Consider the following 18,752-nt stretch of genomic DNA (forward strand, 5'->3'; position numbering starts at 1 on the left):
CATCGAGAGCTACACGCCCAAATACGAGAAGGCGGCCGACTGCCTCAGTAAGGATCGATACGCGCTGCTGGCCTTCTGTAAGCGCTTACGCGTACGTCCATTCTTTTGTTCGGCTGCGCCGCGGGCCCATTCTTCCGTCCCGGCCACCGATCTCGCACCCGCCGCGCGCAGGGGCGGTCAAGGCTGGCCGCGTTTGCGGCCACCGCAAGGCTTAGCCTTGACCGCCCGAGCACGGCGGCATGCTGGCGTGGAACGGGACTGCATTCCTGGCGGGCACTTGCCGTCAGGCGGGATTATCTTTGGTGGGCGCGGGCGACCTCGTGGCGAAGCGTGGCGCATCGGCTGCAACTGCCACCAGGCTGCCCTATTTTGTCCTCGTGTTGTAGCAAGTGTTGACCGCTCCTCCGGCGCACCAACGGCCGTAGATGCCCATTGATGGATCGAAGATCTTTCTCGGCCACTCGATCCAATCAACCTCTTTCGCAGCTTCCGCCCAAAATCCTTCCGGATCAGCTAGCGCACGCGCAAGACTTTCCTGATAATAGCTCACACCTAAGCCCCCAATGATTGACGGCTTGCTCATTTTGATTCCTTCACAACCACGTTGAGGGTCTGTACCGTCTCGGAGATTGTGTGATGCTGCGGATCCGCCCAATAGAGTCTTATTGTGTGCCGACCAGGCCTGGCAGGGAGATCGAAAACATAGAGATAGCGGCCATCACCAAGCTGGATCAGTTGGTCTGCCATTGGCATGAGCTCGGTTTCGTCCATCGCAACATGCAGATGAACGCTCGGATTGGCAGAGCTCACGGTCATTTCTGCGATGTTATCGTCGGCTTGGAAAACGAAAGCAACACGCTCGCCGATGGTATTACCCGATTGCGGCAGGAGGATCTTCAATGCGGGCAACTCGCCGGTATTTCCCGATCTCGCAACAGGCGCGCCGTCAGACCCGTGCATATGGTGCATGCCCGGCTCATGGTGTTGTGCGTGGGCTGGAGCCGCGACCAGAGCGCCAGCCACAAGAATCATGCACCAAATGAACTGTTTGAATCGATCGCCAAGCCGGTTGGGACGGGATGATCTTTGCATGCTTTCCTCCTTTGTTTGCGAGCCCTGAAAGATTTCCACTAATTCAGTGCACATGTTGAGCGGGTGGCGGGAGAATTTTGGACTCTCTATTGAGAACTCGGACCTGCGAGATCAGCTCGTCGGAATTTTGCCAACCACTTTCGTCCTCCTCTTGCAACCAGCGCGCACGGATGTATCCGAACCTGTCGATTAGGAATTCCATGGAATGTCTTCCCATTTCCAAACGCTTGGGATCTCCACGATTTGTAGTGCTCCGGGAGAGTAGATCGTAACTCTCTCTAACCTCTTGTGCTCCATGCCGGACATTCGGGACGCCCGCCGCCAGCTTTGCGTTCGGCGACACGATAATCGCCCACAATCGTTCTTTCCGGAATCTTTTCTGCTCAAGGCGTAGCTGTTTAATGCGCATTGCGTCGGACTTTTCGGGAAACACGAGCAACACATTGCTTTGCTCACGGAAGTCCTTCAGCTCCCTCTCCGCCCCATTCTCGTCCTCTAAGAAAAAGTTTGGAGCCCCCAGCCACGGATGATCGGGTACGATTTCAGGCGACAGGAGGCGCGCCTGAAATCCCTCTGAAAACGTCCGCAGGAAGTTGATCACATCCCAGCGGGCCTGTTCATCCAATACATCAGCAAATCCGGGCATGCCGCTTTTTGGAATTCCATGGCTAAGCCACCAAAACATGTCGCCGGCCGTGTGCAGCGCAGTATGCGGTTCGCTCAAATTCGCGGACGGCTTGGGAAGGGTCGATGCCGCCGGACCATCGCCAAGCCCTCCGCTGCCGTGGCAAGCCGCACAATTCTGGGCAAATAGACGCTTTCCATTGGTTATTGATATCGTCGAATAGGCAACCGACGGGCGGCGGTAAGTATCGGGATAGGCTTGCACGGATATCTGCCACAGACCGCCTGCGACCGAAATAACGGCGGCGGCGCCTGCTGCAACTGCTTTTACCTTTTGCGGCTTTCTCAAACAAACGAGTAGGCCCCAGAAGAGTGACAATAGTGCTAGTGAGAAGGCGCCCGCCGCGATAACGGGCGTCGGCCACGCCGGCCACGTGGCTTCGATCGAAAAGCGAAACGGCAGCCACCAGATGGGCTGATCATGTCGTGCTGGTATGACTGAAGAGAGCGCGGCTGCGCAGCCGACGATCAGAACACCGCAAAAGAATTCAGTTGCTGCCCATCCAGCTCCTGCAAGAAAAGCCGCGGGTTTTGCTCCTACGGTTTCCATGACGGGTAGGAAGCGCGTGCGAATACGATTGGCCACCAACAGGATGCATGCAAGCAGAGCAAGCTTCGTTATAATTAGTTGACCATAGGTCGTGCCAAGCCACTCGCCAGCCGAACTAGCGGAGCTAAACGCGAGCACCAAACCTGATGCGACGACGACGACCACGAAACCGATTGCTAGTTGGGAGAAACGTCGTAGCGTCGCTGCGACATAGACGCGCCGAGTCTCCGTAGAGGTGACGGCGACCGAAGCCACCAGCCAGATCCAAGCCGGTAAGGCCCCAAGCCAAGCAGAAACCGCGAGCACGTGAAGTTGATAGGTCGGAACGAGCCAACGGCTGCTGTTGTCTTCCCCGGCGGCGTGTCCAGCAAGTGGACCAATCAGCGCGATCAGTGCTGCTGTCCCGGCTGTCACGATTGAAGCTAAACGTTGCTGCTCCCTCGACCAGCCGCGAATTAGGATCGCTGTCGGCAGCAGCAAAAGAAGAGAGAGCGCTAATCTTGCAAGCGTGATCCGACCGTAATGTGTGTCAAATCCGAATCTTTCCAGCGTCTGGCCAGCCGCTACTATCTCCGGTAGTGCCATATCTGTCGCAATCGCGACTTGAGCGATAAATAACCCAGCGGTAGCAAAGAGGTGAATGCCGGCCGCCCAGAGAAAGCTCACCTGCACTCGTCTTTGCCAAGCGGCAAGGAACGGATCGGAAGACGGCGCTGCCAGCAATAGAAAGAGTACTCCGCCTATGACCCATGCAAGCGCAATGTCAGCGATGGCCTTGCACAGAGCTGGAAACAATACCGTCATTCCGCATGCCTAACGTTCCTCGACGGTGAACTGATAGCCGTAGTCCACCACATGTCCGTCTTGCGAGAGCACGCGGTAATGAACTGAATAGCTGCCCGGCCTCATGTCAGATACTGCCGTTACCATGCACTTCGGATCATTGCCTGCTTTCAAATCGCCGAGCGTTAGCGACTGACCGTTGGCGTTCTTGAGCTCCACTTTCGAAAACTTGAGCTCTATGCGTTCGTTGAAGCACAGTTCGATCTGCTGCGGCGAATGAGCTAACACTGCCCGGCTCGCGGGATCGGACTTCACGAGAGCGGCATGTGCAGAGGCAGCCGTCGGCAGGCACACGAGGCCAACGCACAGCAACGTGATGCCAAGCGCTGATACCGGACGCCTGCTTGCGGACGAGAGTTCTTTTACGGTCCCTTGAATCAGCCTAGTTCGCGCCCTGCCGGTGCCGGCGGTCAAGTTTGGCGTGCCAGCATGATCGAGTGACGGCCCCGTCGCTACTCGGATGTAACCGCTCTTGTTTCCGTGTTTTTTGTGAGACATGAGTGTAACCTTATTGGCGGACAGCGGCCGACAAAGTGCTAGCCTAGCTTTCCTTGCGCAACGTGGAGTACCAAAACAGGGCGGCCCCGGCTGCCAGCGTTCCTAGAACGATTGCGAAACTGTCCCTATATCGGACCCAAATCCCGTTGCCGTAACCAACCGAAAACGGAAATCTCGATACGTATTTCGGTCCGTCGCCGACTGTCACGAGGCCCACAAAGCGCCCGGATTCGGGGAACGTGTACTGAAACGATAGTGAGCCTGTCGGATATTGTTTTGGCGGGATTCGAAGGACGGCCTCGCTGTCTACGTCGTTGCCGGCGTCTCGCAACAACCGCACCTCGATGGGCAGATCACGTAGCACATCGCCGACGGCATCCAAGACGATGACCGTGCGGCCGATTTCCGGAATGTCCTCGCAAAATTCCTGATTCCCCTGCTTGGCCGGCTGGTATCCGGTAAAATGCATCATATAGGGCCCAGCGCGAAGCTTGCACACGTCTTTCTCCATCGAGACTCCCCCGTGTGCAATCGCTGGCCGCGCCGCACCGCAGTCTAGGATGAGGAGCAAAGATGGAATTCCAAGCACTGCGGCTTTTACGATGTTCAACCCGCACCTCCTTTCGGATTCTCAGCCGTGCGGTTGTCGGGATAGGTGAATACAGGGACCATGGGGCCGCTGACGTTTGAGATTGTCCGTTTGCCGTGCTCGTCATAGAAGAACAACAGTCCTCCCAACGTGTTGTCCGGATCGTTGATCAGGCTACTCAAGCGCTCCGTCTCCCATGCCGCGTCGGTCGCTTCGATATCGACTGTCTTCGTTTCACCCGGCTTGAGCGGTCGGCTGTCGCTCACCTTAAGCCCATTCGGAGGAAGCAATTCCTTGGGGTAATTCGGATCCACCGTCGCCATTGCCTGGCTAACCTCATGGTTGATGAAGCGCTGATTGGAAGTTAAGAACTCGCCAAGCTGTGCTGAGGTGCTCCCATTGTTCGTCAGTGTCACGTTCATACGAAGCGAGCGGCCAGGGACGTCATAGTTTGACTTTTTGACCACAACTTTGACCTGCTCAGGCACTTCCGGTAGGGGCTCGACTGTTGCGCGGGACCCCTGCAGCGGCACGGTCCTTGGATAAGCGGTGTCGGTCGCCTGAAAGCCGAAGAATACGATGAGAATCGTCGCCACGAGCAAACCGGCCCCAAATAGGCGATCTGTGCTGGTAACGAGCTGAGATCGATCGCCGCCTTTTTCCGTCAACGCGCGAAAACGCGGCAGAAGGAGCGGCCGGCGCAACCACCAGACAAGCCACACGATGGCGATCGCAACCCACAAGCCATGCCAGAAGAACACCCTGCCAAGGCCCCAGGTTTCGAGATTGTCGATAGTCTCGCCACTGAGAGTTTTGATTGGAAGCTTGAAGTCGCTTTCGTTCCCCGTCACCGTCAGCCAGTTTCCCGGTCCGAGCAGCGGCCCGGCTCCCATCACGTTGATCATCGGATGGACGTGATGGTGGCCTGGCACTCGTCCTTTGAGCACTGTTTTGAATTCATAGTCCCGGTTCAACTCCAGTTTGGTGGACTGAATTGCTGGGACGCCATTAATGTAGCTCTCGGTTCGGGCTAGCACCGGGCCCGGCGTCCCGTTTCCCAGAAAGGCCGCGTCGGGAAGGGGTAGGTTGACTGGCCAGATCGGGAAGAGTCGGAATTTGCCGGTGACAACGATTTCACCGTTCACGCGAATTTCGTTCGTGCTCCACGTCACATCGTAAAAATGAGCCGTCCGCATCCGCAGAAACGGCTCCTGATTGCGCTCACCATGCGCCAGAGCAGCATCTGGGACGAAGGTCAGTATTCCGATCTGCATGATCGCCGCCGCTGCCGATAAGATTACACGCACGCATGAGCTTTTGCGGAAACAGAATGTTCTCATTTGGAGTCCTCCCAGTCCCAGCAGGATCATTCGGCTGCGACGAAGCGCCCTTGCAGGCTGGTGCCGTCTATGGCTTTTTGGGCTGTCTCAGCTGGCTGATCCTTATCGGTGAGCCCCATGAAATTTTTCAGGGTGTTTGGCGTCGTTACCACACGAGCGAGGAGCATTCCGATATGCCACCACGCCAAATACATCAGTATGGATACGAACGCCGAGAAAAAGGAGGCGATAATGGCTGAGTGGCCACCAAAAGTTCGAAGCGTGCCCCGCTCTATCAGCCGGATATACTCAGGCAGGGCGGTGCGGGTGAAGGCATAGCTGATGTAATCACCCACGGAAACAAGCTGCCCCATCACTTCTACGGGTAGCCGATATGGCGCCAGCCAAAACCAGTTAGCCGGGTAGAAAAGCAGTGCGAATGCAAAGGCGCCGGACATCGCCGTGAACAAAAAATTCCCGGTCAGCAAAAGAGCGACATCGAGGACTAGTGCGCCAGGTATCAGCAGCGCTGGAATGACCTCGCTCATCGGAAAGTACGACCACAGGTGGAAACCGAAATATCGATTTATCCACTGACCGAACAGGAGACAAACGACCGCAAATGTAGCGGCGATTGGAAGTCTAAATTTAGTCCAAAACACATACTGCAAAGCTGCAGGGAATGTTATGGCCATAATTGGAGTCAGGGTGACCCACCACTGTCTGTCTTTCCAATCGATCCACATATCCCAGTCCCCTGCGGTCAGCATGTAATGAAGGTGGAATGCGCCGGAGACGGCCAGAAAAAGGATGGCGGCGACGAGAAGGTCAAACACTCTTGAGATTCTTGCTGACTCTTTAGGCCATTCGAGCCCATACAGTTTCACAGACGTTCCTCCTTGCATGGCTTCCTCCTTAATTCTTTTACCGAGTTGAGATCGACCTTCCTGGAAACCGACGCCCGACATGTTTACAAGACGGCATGCTTTGCACATGCCGGGCTGTCAGCGATTAATGGTTCATAAGCGGTTTCAGCGCTGGGTGGCGACCGAAACTTCGTCCTCTCGGGAAAGCCGCCCGATCACTTCAAGCATGTGCATCGCGATCTGGATCAGGAGCCCACCCAAGGCCAGCACACTCCAGCCCATCACGACAAAACCCCAGTGCAAGGGATAGGAGAACACCTCTTCCATCAGGAAGAAGGCATGGCCCCACTCGTTGTAGCCCAAGTTCGGCAATATTAGAAACGGACCTACAACCGCGAGCACGAATGGAATTGAGATCTGCGTTGCGAACTTCGGCAGCCTCGTCATCGCGTACAGAAATGATCCCACGCCAAACAGCACGTAGAGTGGCATGGTGCCGTAGAACAGCACGATGTGACTCGGCGTGAAGCTTGTATCCCGGACCACAACCTGATGCCATGAGGCGTCCTGCTCGGCAAAGAAGCTCGTAGCGAACCAGACGCAAAAGGCATAGACGAAGATGAACAGGACCAGATTGAAGTAACGCCGGAGCTCTTCCCGCGGTTTGAGCGCGCCAAGATTGCGGTCTCGCGTGAACCATAGATACGCCCAGGTCACCACCCAGAGCAAAGGGATGACGCTAAGCTCAACCTTCAGCAACGTCATCCAAGCGGCATCGAACGCGGGCTCAGTCGAATCCAGGCCGGCACTCCAAGCATAGACCTGCTGAAAGATGCGCCAGAACACCATCAGCGCTAGCACCGCCAGAGTGACTCCTGCTGCAAGTTTGAAATTCGCCAACGGCTGAGTACGGTCCTCAGCGGCAGACTTGGCGTTATCAGTCATCGTGATCGACATCTTGTCTCCTCCTTGAGAATGCCTAAGGTGTAGTATTGTTTTGCGAGGGTAGTGCTCACTCCGATCGTTGACCGCAAGGATAGGATCTGTCTTCAAGCTCCCAGCTTTCTGGTTACCTCCTTGCGAACGGCGCACGCATACATGTTGATTTCGAGACCGACCGGTATTCGACGATTTTTGGGGCTTTCAGCTCATATCGATTTGCTCCTGGCTAGATGAATGCGGCGCAAAAAGTCGCGAGGACACGAGGTCCTCGCAGTGGGGGAGAACTCACCGAGTGCGCTGCAAGTGCTCGGCGAAAAAGAAACCCATGATCACGCCATCCCTGCCACCGCGCGCTGTGCCATCACCCTGATGAGATTGGCGCGACAATCCGACGATCCGCAGGAATATGATCCGACTCTTGCCTCGCCCGCTGCTGCTCTTGCAAAGCAGCGTATTGATGCATCCAAGCGTCCTTATTGAACGATTCGTTATAGTTGGACTCCACATCACTCTCCCTAGATGAGGTAAATCTTCATAGCTGACCCGGAGCTAAGCCGTTCGCTCAGGTCGACGACCGCAACAAAGCCAAAAAACGACAGTCCTCCCCCTTCTCTCTGTTCGCTCATTACCCGCACCCTCCTTTTGAAAGAGCGGTGCGGCACGTCGGGTTTGAACCTGGCCCGTATAGACGCAAGACGGTCCGCTTTCATCTCAAACGAGCCGTCCTGCTCCGGCTTCAATTTGGAAATTGGCCGCGCGTTCGGTCTCACGTTACAACCTCACGCCACGTACGAATCAAGCCTTGATGGCTGTAGCGAGACTGATTGAGGCAAGTTTCGAGAAAGCGGTTTCGCCTCGCGCTTCTTTCGTCTGAATCCGCAGAGGATCATTAACTTGAGGCTCGACGCGTGCACATACCTCAATCAGCCTCGCCATGACCGGCAGCAGCCTGTGGCCGCCGGCGAGATGCTTCGAATCTTTGCCCTTGGCGAACAGGCTCGCGCTTCGTCGACCGAGGAGGCGCGATGATAAGTGGTCTGGTACATCTCCGTTGCTCCCTCTTTAAGCCGAGTGGATCGTGCGCCACACCCGGTCCGGGGTCGCGGGCATTTCCAGGTTGCTCTTGCCGATCGCATCCGTGATCGCGTTGATCACGGCCGCCGAGGCGCCGATCGCGACCGCCTCGCCGCAGCCCTTGATGCCGAGCGGAATGACCGGGCACTCGTGGTGTGGCTGAGCTTGAACGACGGCAGGTCATCGGCGCGCGGCATGGCGTAATCCATGAAGGAGGCCGTCACCGGCTGGCCGTTCGAGTCATAGACCGCATGCTCGAGCAGGGCCTGCCCGATGCCCTGGGCAAGGCCGGCATGGACCTGGCCGTCGTCGATCATCGGCCAGCGATGATCTCGCTCAGCGTGCCGCCGGTAGGATCGTGACGCGCTGCTGTCGTTCTTAGACTTCCCGGCGAGTATTGGGGTCATTTGCGCACCTCGAACCCGATCGAAAGCGTGTTCGCCACGGTGCGCGCCACCGAACGGTGCATAGCAAGGGAGCGCTCTCACCGAACACCGCCAGACTGATGGTCTTCAAATTGATCGGTGCCGCATCGAGGACTTGACGTCGGCTCAGCGGCGCAATCACCCGCCGAGGGTCATCGCAGGTGTCAGATTCACTGACGGCATCGAGGCCACCTCTATGCCCGAACCACGCCGCCTGATCGGGCTCGTCACCCAAATTCAACATAGCTCGCTGTAGATGCCTCTGTTACTGAAGATCACGGACAGTTAGCGAGCAGAAGAAGATTGTCGGGTTGAATGTCGTCCGCCGCCGTCTTGATGTACTTTTGCCCATCGTGCGTGGCCCACACCACATCAACCCTGCGGCCGTTTTCTTCGACATAGAACTCCCATTCGTCACTCTCGATATCTTTGATAGCCTGATCGATGGATCGCTTCCACGGCGTCCCGTCGGGGTTAGCTCCCCCAACATGTGTGATTCTTTCGTGAGGGTTCTTTCTGTCCGTCTTGTTGACGTAGCGAATGCGTGCGCGTTTAGCCATTCTCGTCTCTCCTAATCTCTCCTAAATCTGCAAGTCCTGAGGGACCAGCATAGACCAATGGTTGGATTCGGCTGCCACCAATCCTGGTAGGTGCGGTGCACGCGCCCACCCCGATTTCCACCGCTCCGACATCTGCGCCGCTCCCCTCCACCCTGCGCCTCGTCATTGCGACCGGCCAGCCCGCCCCAACTGGCGGCGACTTCAACCGATTTGATGTCGCGACGCAGCCGATCGTGGCCCCCGTGAATGCTCGGGGCCATGTGGCGTTCTATGCAAGCGTCGTTCACAGCAAACAGACGGAAGGGATATTTCTTGAAGTGGGCTCTCGCATCGTCAAGTCCGCGGCGGTCGGGGATCCAGTACCTGGGGGCGGTCTACTGTCGGAGTTCGCGAAGCATCCCACTCCGTCGCTCAACAGCGCCGACAAGGTCGCCTTTGGGGCCGCAGTGAGCGGCGCTCGTGCGTCGGAGGGTGTCTTCCTCGCAGGCGACGGCGCGCTCAAGGTTATTGCCTTGAGCGGAAACGATGCGCCGGGGATGCCGACCGGCACGTTCGCGGAGTTCGACACGCCGACCCTCAATGACCGCGACGAAGTCGCATTCGTTGCAACCGTCCGCCGCGGCCGGGAGATGCTGCAAGTACCTTTACGTTCATAGCGCCGGCAAGCTGCGCAAACTCATCGCTGAAGGCGACCCGGCGCCCGTGATCCCTGGTGATCCAACGCGACTGCGGGGGACGTTCTCAAAATTCGGAGTTCCGGTCATCAACAACAAAGGCGTCATTGTGCTGCCGGCAGTGATCGACCGCGGCGAGGTGCTTGGCGGCATCTTCGTCACAGACGCGCGCGACCTCGCGCGGCTTCTGGCTGTCGGTGAGACTATCTCGCCCGGCACTATGCTCGTCCGGTTTTCGGAACGAGTCGCGCTCCACGACGACAACAACATTGCCTTCGGCGCTCATGTCGGCGCGGGCGCCGCGGCCAACGCGGAGGCCTTGTTCCTGTGTAACTTCTCGGTGCCCATACGAGCTGGGAATATCGAGACGCTCGGAGCCACTTCGGGAGTTGGCGAGATACGGAAGCCGATCCAAGCTCACGCAGAAGGATGCGTCGCAATTCGTGCCAATGCGAGCAGCGGGAAGTAGTGCCGGTACATGTTGAAGCTCAACATGAAGCCGCGTGATAGCTCCGTACCCTGCTGCAAGCGCTTGGCAAGTTCCTCGGCAGTTGAGTTGGTGCGAGCGCCGATCCCATAGCCCGGAAAGCCCGTTGCCGTATAGTAATCCTCGTCCCAAGTTCCATCGCTCTTCTGGGATGAGCAGAGATGTTCGACACCTTTCCGAATCGCCGCGTTGATTTCGGAATTGGGATTCACAGACAGCAGGCACATGAGGCCCCACGCTGTTTGCGACGGCGTGCTTGGTCCCCGTCCTCGAAGCTCAGGATCCATATAGGATGCGCAAGTTTCACCCCATCCTCCGTCGTCATTTTGCCTCGATTGGATCCAAGCAATGGCGCGCTGTACATAGGGTTGCGTCATGTCCTCGCCTATCGCCTTTAACGCCGGCAGAACGGCAGCGGTGCCGTAGATATGATTAACGCCCCAACGACCGAACCAGCTTCCTTCTTCTTCTTGTTCGCTTCGGATGTAGTCTAGAGCGCGACGAATAGCTGGATGGTTCTTATCATATCCGAGCGCCGCAAAGGCTTCGATAACGTGGCCTGTGACGTCGACGCTTGGTGGGTCAATTGCTTCGCCGAAATTACAAAATGGTATCTTTGAGATAATTTCCTTGTCGTTGTCTTTGTCGAAGGCAGCCCAACCGCCGTTGCGGCACTGCATGGCCAATGTCCATTCGACACCCAATTCAATCGCACGTTCAACCCTCGGCCGCAATTCGCCGATCGTTGATCTTAGCTTTCCGAGAACAAGGAGAGCAACGGCAGTATCATCAACGTCGGGATAATAGTTGTTAGCGCGTTCGAAGGCCCACCCGCCAGGGCGCACATTCTTGATCTTAACAGCCCAGTCTCCAGGGACGAGAACCTGCTGATTGAGAGCCCATTCCAACGCCTTGCGAACTTCGGTCTTGTCTGAAGATACACCAGCCTCGTGGAGCGCAAGGATTGCTAACAAAGTATCCCAAACCGGAGATTCGCTCGCCTGAATATGAGTGGCGCCATTTCGCTCATAGCTCCAGTGTGCGCCCAGCGCGCCGATCGCCTTGGAAACCACCGGGTGGTCTTTGCTGTACCCCTCGTTAATCAGTGCGATCAATCCATATATCCAGGGGGGTTGGATACCTCCCCACGCACCGTCCGCATCTTGATGCCGGATCATCCATTCGAGGCAGAGCTTGATCGAATTCTCACGGAAGGGGATCAGCTTCAGTCTCTGCGCCGTGTGAAGGCCGCGATCAATCTTCAAAAAGAGCCATTCTAGCGAGAAGGTGCGCGCGCGCTTCGCCGGAATCGAAAAGTCGAAATCCTCGTAGGTACTTGGAAAGAGCTCTTCGAGTTTGCTGCCGCCAGGGAGCGGCCAAACAGGGGTGCGGGCCGCTACAACGGTGAGGGGCACCATGGTCGCACGAGCCCACTGAGCGAAATTGTGAATGTTGAATGGAAACCAAAGCGGCAGCCGAATAATCTCTGAGGGCAGATTGGGCGTATGCTCCCAAGGCCAAGCGCCCACCATAGCAAGCCAATACCGCGTGAACACGCGGAGGTTTCTAATCGCGTCGTGCTCCAGGATCCATGCACGAGCCCGAACCAGTTCGTCGCAATTGGGATCAAATCCCTTGGCCCGCAGCGCTGCGTAGACCTCCACCGTCGAGTTGATATCGCCATCCGGTGCGCCAGGGTATGTTTCCCAGGAGCCATCGGGCCGCTGTCGTTGCAGCAGAGCCCCGATGATTTCCTTCTCAGAAGGCAGCTCGAAGCCAAGAATATAGCTAGCCAGCAACCACTCAGCCTCGATGGTCGAGTTTGACCCGACCATACCAACCCAGAATCCGGACGAATCTTGAGCTTGCCAGAGCCAGCCAACCGCCGCCTGGATCGCCTTAGACAGCCGATTGGAGTGAGGTCGAACGATCGACGGATTTTCTAAGTGGCTGAGATTCATTGTTTTTTCTGAGATGTGATTATGAGAGCTGTACACCTAGAGCATGAAGCGAGGCCGATTGCTTCCGCGATCATCGCCGCCCGGACTTGATCGATCGCCCGATCGGCGGCGCCCAGAAGCAGCACTCCAGCATCCGACGTCACCAGGCCAGCATCAAAGACCGCTTCCACAGCCCGGCCTTCCACCACTCCAAAATCAAACCGTTCTGCGCTACACTCTGTTCGCATCGGGACATTCCTTGAATCATCGCAAAGTCCTTCTCGCAAAAGAACTTTCGCTGATTCGCGCCCCGACGCGCCTCAACACTGTGAGAAGTGCGGGCTAACTTTGGCAGAAGCTCCACTTATCGACGCGGGATTGCTGTTCAGACAACCGAGACCATCTCGCGCCACAACTGCGCCGCCCGCTTGGCTTCTTGCCGTGTTCGCGTTCCCACAGCGAAGCGTCAAAGCGCATGCCTGCGCCTGACGACCGTGCTTTCCAGCGTGGTATGCCGACATACCAGCGGCCGCCGCGCTTGCCACTGCTTCGTCGTCCAGCGCATCGCTTGCGATCTGGCCGCCATCACGCGCCACGTCCCAAAGGTGAGGCTCATCCTTTGGCTGGTATCTGTCGGGCTCGCCGTTGATGGGGCAATGGGGCCCATCATAGCGCCTCGCGTCCCCGTAAAAGCGCAACGCGAGTTCCAAGTCGGCAACCCGATGAAGTAACACAGTCGCTTCCATCGCGATGAGGTCGGCTTCTGTCATCTTGGGTCGGTTGCACCTTCGTGTTTGCGCGGGAGCACCGTTTGATACTGCGATCATGTCAAGTTCGCGCAGGCGATCAAGCGGCACTCCGCGTCGCCACCGCAGCTGAAGCCAAAAGTGAGCAAGTGATCGTCTCATCCTTTTGGACGGGGCCAGGCGGGACACTTCGCCCCGGCGAACGACGTCAAGGATGAGCAACTGGCAAGTCTTCACGCTCTACTCCAGTCTCTCCCGCGCGATCATTGCGGACCAATCGCGCCCTTGCAGGGAACCGAAGAAGGCGCGTCGCAGTTCGATGCTGGGCTCTTTCCACACATCAGCGCCCAGTGGGCAAAGCTTGCGCGCCACCGCTCCCGCATCTTCCAACCTCGCGTGTTTCGACGCCAAGGCCCACTTACCCGGCCTGGGCGTGCGCGGGTATTTGTATATTTGTATATGTCGAACATGCGCTATCTCCGCGCTAACAATTAGTGCTTCGTTCTCGCCGCCCGCAACCTATGACGACTGGTAGGCCAACAGATTGAGGGGCTTCCACTCAAAGGAGCAACTGCCGCGCGTTGAGAACACCGCCATATCTAACCTAATCATTGATGCCTCGCTCCCCGATGCTGAACCCATGAACAGGATGATACCCGGATAGGATCGCATTGCGTTGATCACGTGGATTGTTTGATCTTTTGGTTCAATGCGGGTCGCGTGCGACCACCCCACTAGCCACCTATTCGATCACGCTTGATCACGCCCGATCCTCGTGAAACACCTATAACAATAGCGCTTCTATCGCATTGCGTACTGTGGGCGGCTATGGCAGCGGTTAGAGGGATAGAGAACGGCCTTCCGCTCCCAGCAAACGATCCCCGTTTCTCCCCGACCGATCCCAGCTGCGGAACAGTGGAAACGCCATGGCAAGCTTGACCGACACCGCGATCCGACATGCGATGAAGCGCGTCGAACTCAGCCGGAGACAAGAAAACCTTGCAGATGGCGAAGGCCGCGGCACCGGGCGTCTCGTCCTTGTCCTCAAGCCGATGCGGAAGCGTGTGACCGCTGAGTGGATGGCGCAGCAATGGCGACGGTAAACGCCTTGGGTGTGAGGATCGGCTTGACGACGCGCCGCTAATCAATCCGGAGACGCCGACTATGATGGCCAGATATCCCGACTGGCGACCGCCATTTGCGAGGGCTTCTCTGCGAGAGCAGAGACGGTGATTCTGATGCGCAGCTCAACGGACAGCACGCCGCGCATGTGGGGCTTGCAGCTTCGGGAGAGGATCGGCTTCAAATAGCGACCGTGTCACTGGTGCCCGGCAAGCGGCTGCTGAACTGCTACTCTTGCCGCAAGCATAAACACACTTCGCCGCCGGCTGGGCGGCCGCGGTGTCTCCTACTTGCGATACTGACCCGGAGGCTGCGGGTTGTTGGCCGGATTAGTATCGTGCTTGGACAGTCGCGCAATCAACTTGCCGCCGACAAGGGGTTGCAAGTCCGCTTCCAGAGCATCAGCGAGCGGCTTGGCATAGACTTCATTGCCTTCGACATAGAGCGTGAACGCCTTGAGGTATTTCGCCTGCTTTTCTGCATTCTCGATCGTCGCTTTCGTCCAAGCGTAAAGCGGATAGTTTTCGGTACCTCGTTTCTCGGCTTCGGCCACATACTCGGCGAACGCATCGAACTGGCACTTCATCGACGCACGATGTTTAGCGAGGATGTCCGCTAGCGGCTTGATCGCTGCATTGTCGGGATCGGCGCGCGCCAACCCGGCGAGCTCCTCCTCGAGATTGATCCGCACCTGGTATTCCCATTGCTTGTCCATCACCGGCTTCCCGAGGCCCTTACGAGCCCGCCTGTCGGCTATGAATGGTCAACTTGGACCGACGGTCTGGTGAATTGGTCAAGGCCATCGAAAGGCATCGAGCCAGAACTCGGCGGTTTTCTGGGATGTTCATCATCGTCATGTGGTCACCCGGAACGGCCACGGCGTGAATGGCATCTGGACGCAAAACCCTGTCCCAACCCCGTAAGGGCGAACTTGCTTCCTGACCTATTGAACCTCGTGCACGACGGCTGCGGACAGGCTCGTTGACATAAAACTGGTTGATCTCGATTCCAAGAGGTGGCGGTTCATACAAGTCCAGTGCCCTTTGAAACTGCGCGGCCTTTTCGTAAGTCAGAAGAAGGCTTTCTAGATCACGATCCAGGGGTACCGCCCCAATTTGCTGTGCCTTTTTAATCAGTTGGCCGATCGAGCTGTTTTCAGCAAATCGTGCTAAGAATCGAAAGCTCTCATCTTCCAAGAATTCCAAAGAATCCAGTAGCAGTTCCCGTACCATTTGGGTCAGCGATAGGCTTCGTCGATTTGCAGGTAACGCAGTATCAATGAAGGCCATGAACGACACAGCTTCATTCAGATTCAGTAAGTGCTGCGCAATTGCGTAAGCCAAGATTGCCCCAGATGAGTATCCAGCAAAGCGATACGGTCCATGTGGCTGAATCCCTCTAGCTGCCAGGATTACTTCCGCGGCTATGGCCTCAAGAGTTGGGGGACGTATGTCGTCGAAATGCGGCCATGCCAAAGCATAGACCGGACAGTCTACGTCCATTTCCTTCACGAGGGGGAGGACATAGGAACAATCGCCCAACCCTGTGGGAACAAAGAAGAGCGGTGGCTGTGATCCCGTTTCCAGAACGGAAATCACTTGCGGACTGCTGGGCTGTCGCTTCAATTGAATCTTCGATGCAAGCTCGCTCAGAACAGGGGCTTGGAAGAGGTCGGCAGCGCTAAACGTCAGCCCAGCTTCTAGTGCTCGACTGATCAGCCGCACCGCCAACAGCGAGTGGCCGCCGAGCGCAAAGAAGTGGTCGTGGCGTCCGACCCGCTCAACACCTAGAAGCTCGGCCCAGATCGTTGCCAGCGCGGTCTCGATGTCGCCTTGCGGCGCCTGGTAGACTGCGCGCGCATACGCCTCATCTTGCGGCGCCGGCAGCGCCTTGCGGTCGAGCTTGCCGTTCGGCGTCAGCGGCAGCGCCGCCAGCTGCACAAACGCCGATGGCACCATATACTCGGGCAGCCGCGCACTTAGGTGCGCGCGCAAGGTGGCGGCAAGATCGGCCCCCTCAGCTTCGGCCGCATGCTCGGCCGCCGCCACGGGATACGCAACGAGTCGCGGCTCGCCCGTCCCATCCTGGTGCGCCGCCACCGCCGCCTCGCGCACCAACGGGTGCTCGGCGAGCCGCGCCGCGATCTCGCCGGGCTCGATGCGGAAGCCGCGGATCTTCACCTGATCGTCATTGCGGCCCAGAAACTCCAGATTGCCGTCCGGCAGATAGCGCGCAACGTCGCCGGTGCGGTACAGCCGCGCCCCAGGCTCAGTGCTGAACGGATCGGCCAAAAACCGCTCCGCCGTCAGCTCGGGCCGGTTCAGATAGCCGCGCGCAACCCCCGCCCCGCCGATATAGAGCTCGCCCACCGCGCCAAACGGAACAGGCGCACCATCACCGTCCAGCAGATACACCTGCGTGTTCGCGATCGGACGGCCAATTGGGACAACTGCCCCGCCAAACCTAGTGCGACGAAGCCAAGCCACCGCATCAATTGTCGTCTCAGTAGGCCCATAGAGATTGACAAGTGCCTGCGATCCAAATTGCAACCATCTGTTGACTAACTCTTTTCGGAGGAGCTCTCCACCACAGAATAGGTAGCGCAAAGAAGCGATTTTCTGCTGCTCAACGTCAGCGACTGTAAGCAATGCTGAAAGAAGCGACGGAACCACTTGCAGGACTGTGACTCGGTAGTTGTGCAATAGATCTAAAATGGTTCGAATGTCTGATTGCCGGTCGAGAGGAAGAAGGATCAAACGTGCTCCAATCGATAAAGCTGTCCATAGCTCCCACACGGCAGCATCAAAAGCGAAGGAGGTACGCTGTAAGAAGATGTCCTGGGCGGTGAACTGGAATTGATCGACCTGCCAGGTCGTATGATTCACCAAGCCGCGATGCTCGACCATGACCCCCTTGGGGGTGCCTGTTGATCCCGAGGTGTAGATCACATAGGCGAGATGGCGCGAGGTCAGGCCGAGCGCACGCGGGTCCGGATCCGACGCCGGCAGATTTGCCCATTCCGGCGTCGCCGCCAGATCCACCACCGTCAGATCGAGTAGCGCATCGTCGCCCAGCGCCGATCGTCCCGCCGCATCGGCCAGCAGCACTCGCGGCGCCGCATCGTCGAGAACCTGCCGCAGCCGCGCGCTCGGATAGGCCGGATCCAGCGGCAGATAGGCGCCCCCCGCCTTGAGGATCGCCAGCAGCCCCACCACCATCGCGACGCTGCGCGCAATGCAGATCGCCACCGGCTGGTCCGGTCTCACCCCGAGTGCGATCAGATGATGCGCCAGGCGGTTGGCCCGTGCATTGAGCTCGCCATAGCTCAGGCGTTCGTCCGCACAGACCACCGCCACCGCATCCGGCGTCTTGGCGACCTGCGCCTCGAACAGCTCGTGGATGCAGTTGTCCGCAGGATAAGGCGCCGCCGTCCGGTTTAGCTCCTCCAGCAGATACGCCCGTTCGTCGGCCGGCAGGATATCAATCCGCCCGACTGCTTGCCCTGCATCGGCCACCATCGCACCCAGCAGCGCCAGCAGATAGCCCCGCTGCCGCTCGATGGTCGCCTGATCGAACAGCGCCGTGGCATAGCCCAGCGTTCCGGCGATCGCCTCGCCATGCTCGCCAAGGTTCAGCTCCAGATCGAACTTGACCTGATCGTAGCCGTCCGCCGCCGCCTCCACACGCAGCCCAGGAAGGTCGAACGCCGGGGCGGCGTTGTTCTGCCAGGCCAGCATCACCTGGAACACCGGCGTGTGATCAAGACGCCGGGGCGGCTGCACGATCTCCACCACCTGCTCGAACGGCAGGTCCTGATGCTCCTGCGCTCCCAAGGCCGTGCGCCGCGTCCGCGCCAACAGCTCCGCCACGCTCGGCTCCCCCGACAGGTCGAGCCGCAGCGCCAGGGTGTTGACGAAGAAGCCAATCAACTCTTCGATCTCGCGCCGGCCGCGATTGGCGCTCGGCACTCCGATCACAAGGTCGTCCTGCCCCGACAGACGCGACAGCACCGCAGCCCACGCCGCTAGCACCGTCATGAACAAGGTCGTGCCATGCTGCCGGCTCAGCCGCCGCAAGCCCTGCGTCAGATCCGCATCGATCACGACCGCCACACTGGCCCCGGCAAACGACTGCTCGGCCGGCCGCGGCCGGTCCGTCGGCAACGCAAGACGCGCCGGCGCGCCAGACAGGGCATTGCGCCAATACTGCGCCTGGTTCGAGAGCCGCTCGCCCGACAGCCACTGCCGTTGCCAGGCGGCATAGTCCGGATAGTGGACCGCAAGCGGCGGCAGCGGATCGTCGTCTCCGGCCACAAACGCCCGGTACAGCTGACTGAGTTCA

Annotated in this window: 14 protein-coding genes and 6 pseudogenes; 4 read left to right on the forward strand and 16 right to left on the reverse strand. The window is 58.1% G+C overall.

The features are described from left to right. Positions 1-379: 379 nt before the first annotated feature. The 9 genes and pseudogenes from SO139_RS40965 to pqqA form a co-directional block, all read right to left on the reverse strand. Positions 380-583, reverse strand: a pseudogene (locus SO139_RS40965) (acetyl-coenzyme A synthetase N-terminal domain-containing protein); the annotation flags it as partial. Continuing rightward, positions 580-1,092 carry a hypothetical protein gene (locus SO139_RS40970; protein WP_498541817.1) on the reverse strand — a complete coding sequence of 171 codons (513 nt, stop codon included), beginning with the start codon at positions 1,090-1,092 and terminating at the stop codon, positions 580-582. The gene SO139_RS40970 and the pseudogene SO139_RS40965, both read right to left, overlap by 4 nt. Positions 1,093-1,135: 43 nt before the next feature. Next, the gene (locus tag SO139_RS40975) at positions 1,136-3,130 is read right to left on the reverse strand and encodes a c-type cytochrome (protein ID WP_498541818.1); all 1,995 of its coding nucleotides are present in this window, start codon (positions 3,128-3,130) and stop codon (positions 1,136-1,138) included. Between the two features lie 9 nt (positions 3,131-3,139). After that, positions 3,140-3,667 carry a copper resistance CopC family protein gene (locus SO139_RS40980; protein ID WP_498541819.1) on the reverse strand — a complete coding sequence of 176 codons (528 nt, stop codon included), beginning with the start codon at positions 3,665-3,667 and terminating at the stop codon, positions 3,140-3,142. Between the two features lie 43 nt (positions 3,668-3,710). Further along, positions 3,711-4,178 (reverse strand): hypothetical protein, encoded by a 468-nt coding sequence (locus SO139_RS40985; RefSeq protein ID WP_438101693.1) that lies wholly within the window; start codon positions 4,176-4,178, stop codon positions 3,711-3,713. A 95-nt stretch (positions 4,179-4,273) separates the two neighbouring features. Next, positions 4,274-5,596 carry a bacterial ammonia monooxygenase, subunit AmoB gene (gene amoB / locus SO139_RS40990; protein WP_498541820.1) on the reverse strand — a complete coding sequence of 441 codons (1,323 nt, stop codon included), beginning with the start codon at positions 5,594-5,596 and terminating at the stop codon, positions 4,274-4,276. A gap of 26 nt (positions 5,597-5,622) precedes the next feature. Then, positions 5,623-6,570: a bacterial ammonia monooxygenase, subunit AmoA gene (gene amoA / locus SO139_RS40995; RefSeq protein WP_498541821.1), complete on the reverse strand. Its 948-nt coding sequence runs from the start codon at positions 6,568-6,570 to the stop codon at positions 5,623-5,625. Between the two features lie 36 nt (positions 6,571-6,606). After that, positions 6,607-7,398, reverse strand: coding sequence for a bacterial ammonia monooxygenase, subunit AmoC (gene amoC, locus SO139_RS41000; RefSeq protein WP_449384496.1), 792 nt, complete (start codon positions 7,396-7,398; stop codon positions 6,607-6,609). 92 nt (positions 7,399-7,490) lie between these two features. After that, positions 7,491-7,588 (reverse strand): annotated as a pseudogene (gene pqqA, locus SO139_RS41005) (pyrroloquinoline quinone precursor peptide PqqA). Positions 7,589-7,617: 29 nt separating this feature from the next. Here pqqA and SO139_RS41010 point away from each other — a divergent pair. Then, on the forward strand, positions 7,618-7,863 hold the full coding sequence (locus tag SO139_RS41010) for a hypothetical protein (protein WP_498541822.1): 246 nt from the start codon (positions 7,618-7,620) through the stop codon (positions 7,861-7,863). 582 nt (positions 7,864-8,445) lie between these two features. Here SO139_RS41010 and SO139_RS41015 read toward each other — a convergent pair. Next, a pseudogene (locus SO139_RS41015) lies at positions 8,446-8,777 on the reverse strand (molybdopterin cofactor-binding domain-containing protein); the annotation flags it as partial. Positions 8,778-8,811: 34 nt separating this feature from the next. Here SO139_RS41015 and SO139_RS41020 point away from each other — a divergent pair. Next, a pseudogene (locus tag SO139_RS41020) lies at positions 8,812-9,138 on the forward strand (hypothetical protein); the annotation flags it as partial. Positions 9,139-9,157: 19 nt separating this feature from the next. On the opposite strand, the gene SO139_RS41025 reads toward SO139_RS41020, so the two are convergent. Next, positions 9,158-9,442, reverse strand: coding sequence for a DUF3892 domain-containing protein (locus SO139_RS41025; RefSeq protein WP_458192524.1), 285 nt, complete (start codon positions 9,440-9,442; stop codon positions 9,158-9,160). 95 nt (positions 9,443-9,537) lie between these two features. Here SO139_RS41025 and SO139_RS41030 point away from each other — a divergent pair, with 95 nt between their 5' ends. Beyond that, positions 9,538-10,098: a DUF7453 family protein gene (locus SO139_RS41030; RefSeq protein WP_498541823.1), complete on the forward strand. Its 561-nt coding sequence runs from the start codon at positions 9,538-9,540 to the stop codon at positions 10,096-10,098. Positions 10,099-10,183: 85 nt separating this feature from the next. On the opposite strand, the gene SO139_RS41035 is transcribed toward SO139_RS41030, so the two are convergent. The 3 genes and pseudogenes from SO139_RS41035 to SO139_RS41045 all read right to left on the reverse strand — a co-directional run. After that, entirely contained in the window at positions 10,184-10,402 is a 219-nt protein-coding gene (locus SO139_RS41035) for a hypothetical protein (protein ID WP_498541824.1), read from the reverse strand. Between the two features lie 131 nt (positions 10,403-10,533). After that, the gene (gene shc / locus SO139_RS41040; RefSeq protein ID WP_498541825.1) at positions 10,534-12,564 is read right to left on the reverse strand and encodes a squalene--hopene cyclase; all 2,031 of its coding nucleotides are present in this window, start codon (positions 12,562-12,564) and stop codon (positions 10,534-10,536) included. A gap of 83 nt (positions 12,565-12,647) precedes the next feature. Next, positions 12,648-12,791 (reverse strand): annotated as a pseudogene (locus SO139_RS41045) (IS1380 family transposase); the annotation flags it as partial. Between the two features lie 1,424 nt (positions 12,792-14,215). Here SO139_RS41045 and SO139_RS41050 point away from each other — a divergent pair. Then, positions 14,216-14,386: pseudogene (locus tag SO139_RS41050) on the forward strand (site-specific integrase); the annotation flags it as partial. A 311-nt stretch (positions 14,387-14,697) separates the two neighbouring features. On the opposite strand, the gene SO139_RS41055 reads toward SO139_RS41050, so the two are convergent. Together SO139_RS41055 and SO139_RS41060 are read right to left on the reverse strand one after the other, a co-directional pair. Beyond that, the gene (locus SO139_RS41055; RefSeq protein WP_498541826.1) at positions 14,698-15,126 is read right to left on the reverse strand and encodes a hypothetical protein; all 429 of its coding nucleotides are present in this window, start codon (positions 15,124-15,126) and stop codon (positions 14,698-14,700) included. Between the two features lie 19 nt (positions 15,127-15,145). Then, complete coding sequence (locus SO139_RS41060) at positions 15,146-18,739, reverse strand: non-ribosomal peptide synthetase (protein ID WP_498541827.1); 3,594 nt, start codon at positions 18,737-18,739, stop codon at positions 15,146-15,148. Between the last annotated feature and the right edge of the window lie 13 nt (positions 18,740-18,752).

The sequence above is a fragment of the Bradyrhizobium sp. UFLA05-89 genome, from assembly GCF_059803475.1.

Excerpts from the sequence above, each read along its gene's own strand:
- SO139_RS40970 (WP_498541817.1), bottom strand. The coding sequence starts at position 1,092 with ATGCAAAGATCATCCCGTCCCAACCGGCTTGGCGATCGATTCAAACAG.
- SO139_RS40975 (WP_498541818.1), bottom strand. The coding sequence starts at position 3,130 with ATGACGGTATTGTTTCCAGCTCTGTGCAAGGCCATCGCTGACATTGCG.
- SO139_RS40980 (WP_498541819.1), bottom strand. The coding sequence starts at position 3,667 with ATGTCTCACAAAAAACACGGAAACAAGAGCGGTTACATCCGAGTAGCG.
- SO139_RS40985 (WP_438101693.1), bottom strand. The coding sequence starts at position 4,178 with ATGGAGAAAGACGTGTGCAAGCTTCGCGCTGGGCCCTATATGATGCAT.
- amoB (WP_498541820.1), bottom strand. The coding sequence starts at position 5,596 with ATGAGAACATTCTGTTTCCGCAAAAGCTCATGCGTGCGTGTAATCTTA.
- amoA (WP_498541821.1), bottom strand. The coding sequence starts at position 6,570 with ATGTGCAAAGCATGCCGTCTTGTAAACATGTCGGGCGTCGGTTTCCAG.
- amoC (WP_449384496.1), bottom strand. The coding sequence starts at position 7,398 with ATGTCGATCACGATGACTGATAACGCCAAGTCTGCCGCTGAGGACCGT.
- SO139_RS41010 (WP_498541822.1), top strand. The coding sequence starts at position 7,618 with ATGCGGCGCAAAAAGTCGCGAGGACACGAGGTCCTCGCAGTGGGGGAG.
- SO139_RS41025 (WP_458192524.1), bottom strand. The coding sequence starts at position 9,442 with ATGGCTAAACGCGCACGCATTCGCTACGTCAACAAGACGGACAGAAAG.
- SO139_RS41035 (WP_498541824.1), bottom strand. The coding sequence starts at position 10,402 with ATGAGCGCCGAAGGCAATGTTGTTGTCGTCGTGGAGCGCGACTCGTTC.
- shc (WP_498541825.1), bottom strand. The coding sequence starts at position 12,564 with ATGAATCTCAGCCACTTAGAAAATCCGTCGATCGTTCGACCTCACTCC.
- SO139_RS41055 (WP_498541826.1), bottom strand. The coding sequence starts at position 15,126 with ATGGACAAGCAATGGGAATACCAGGTGCGGATCAATCTCGAGGAGGAG.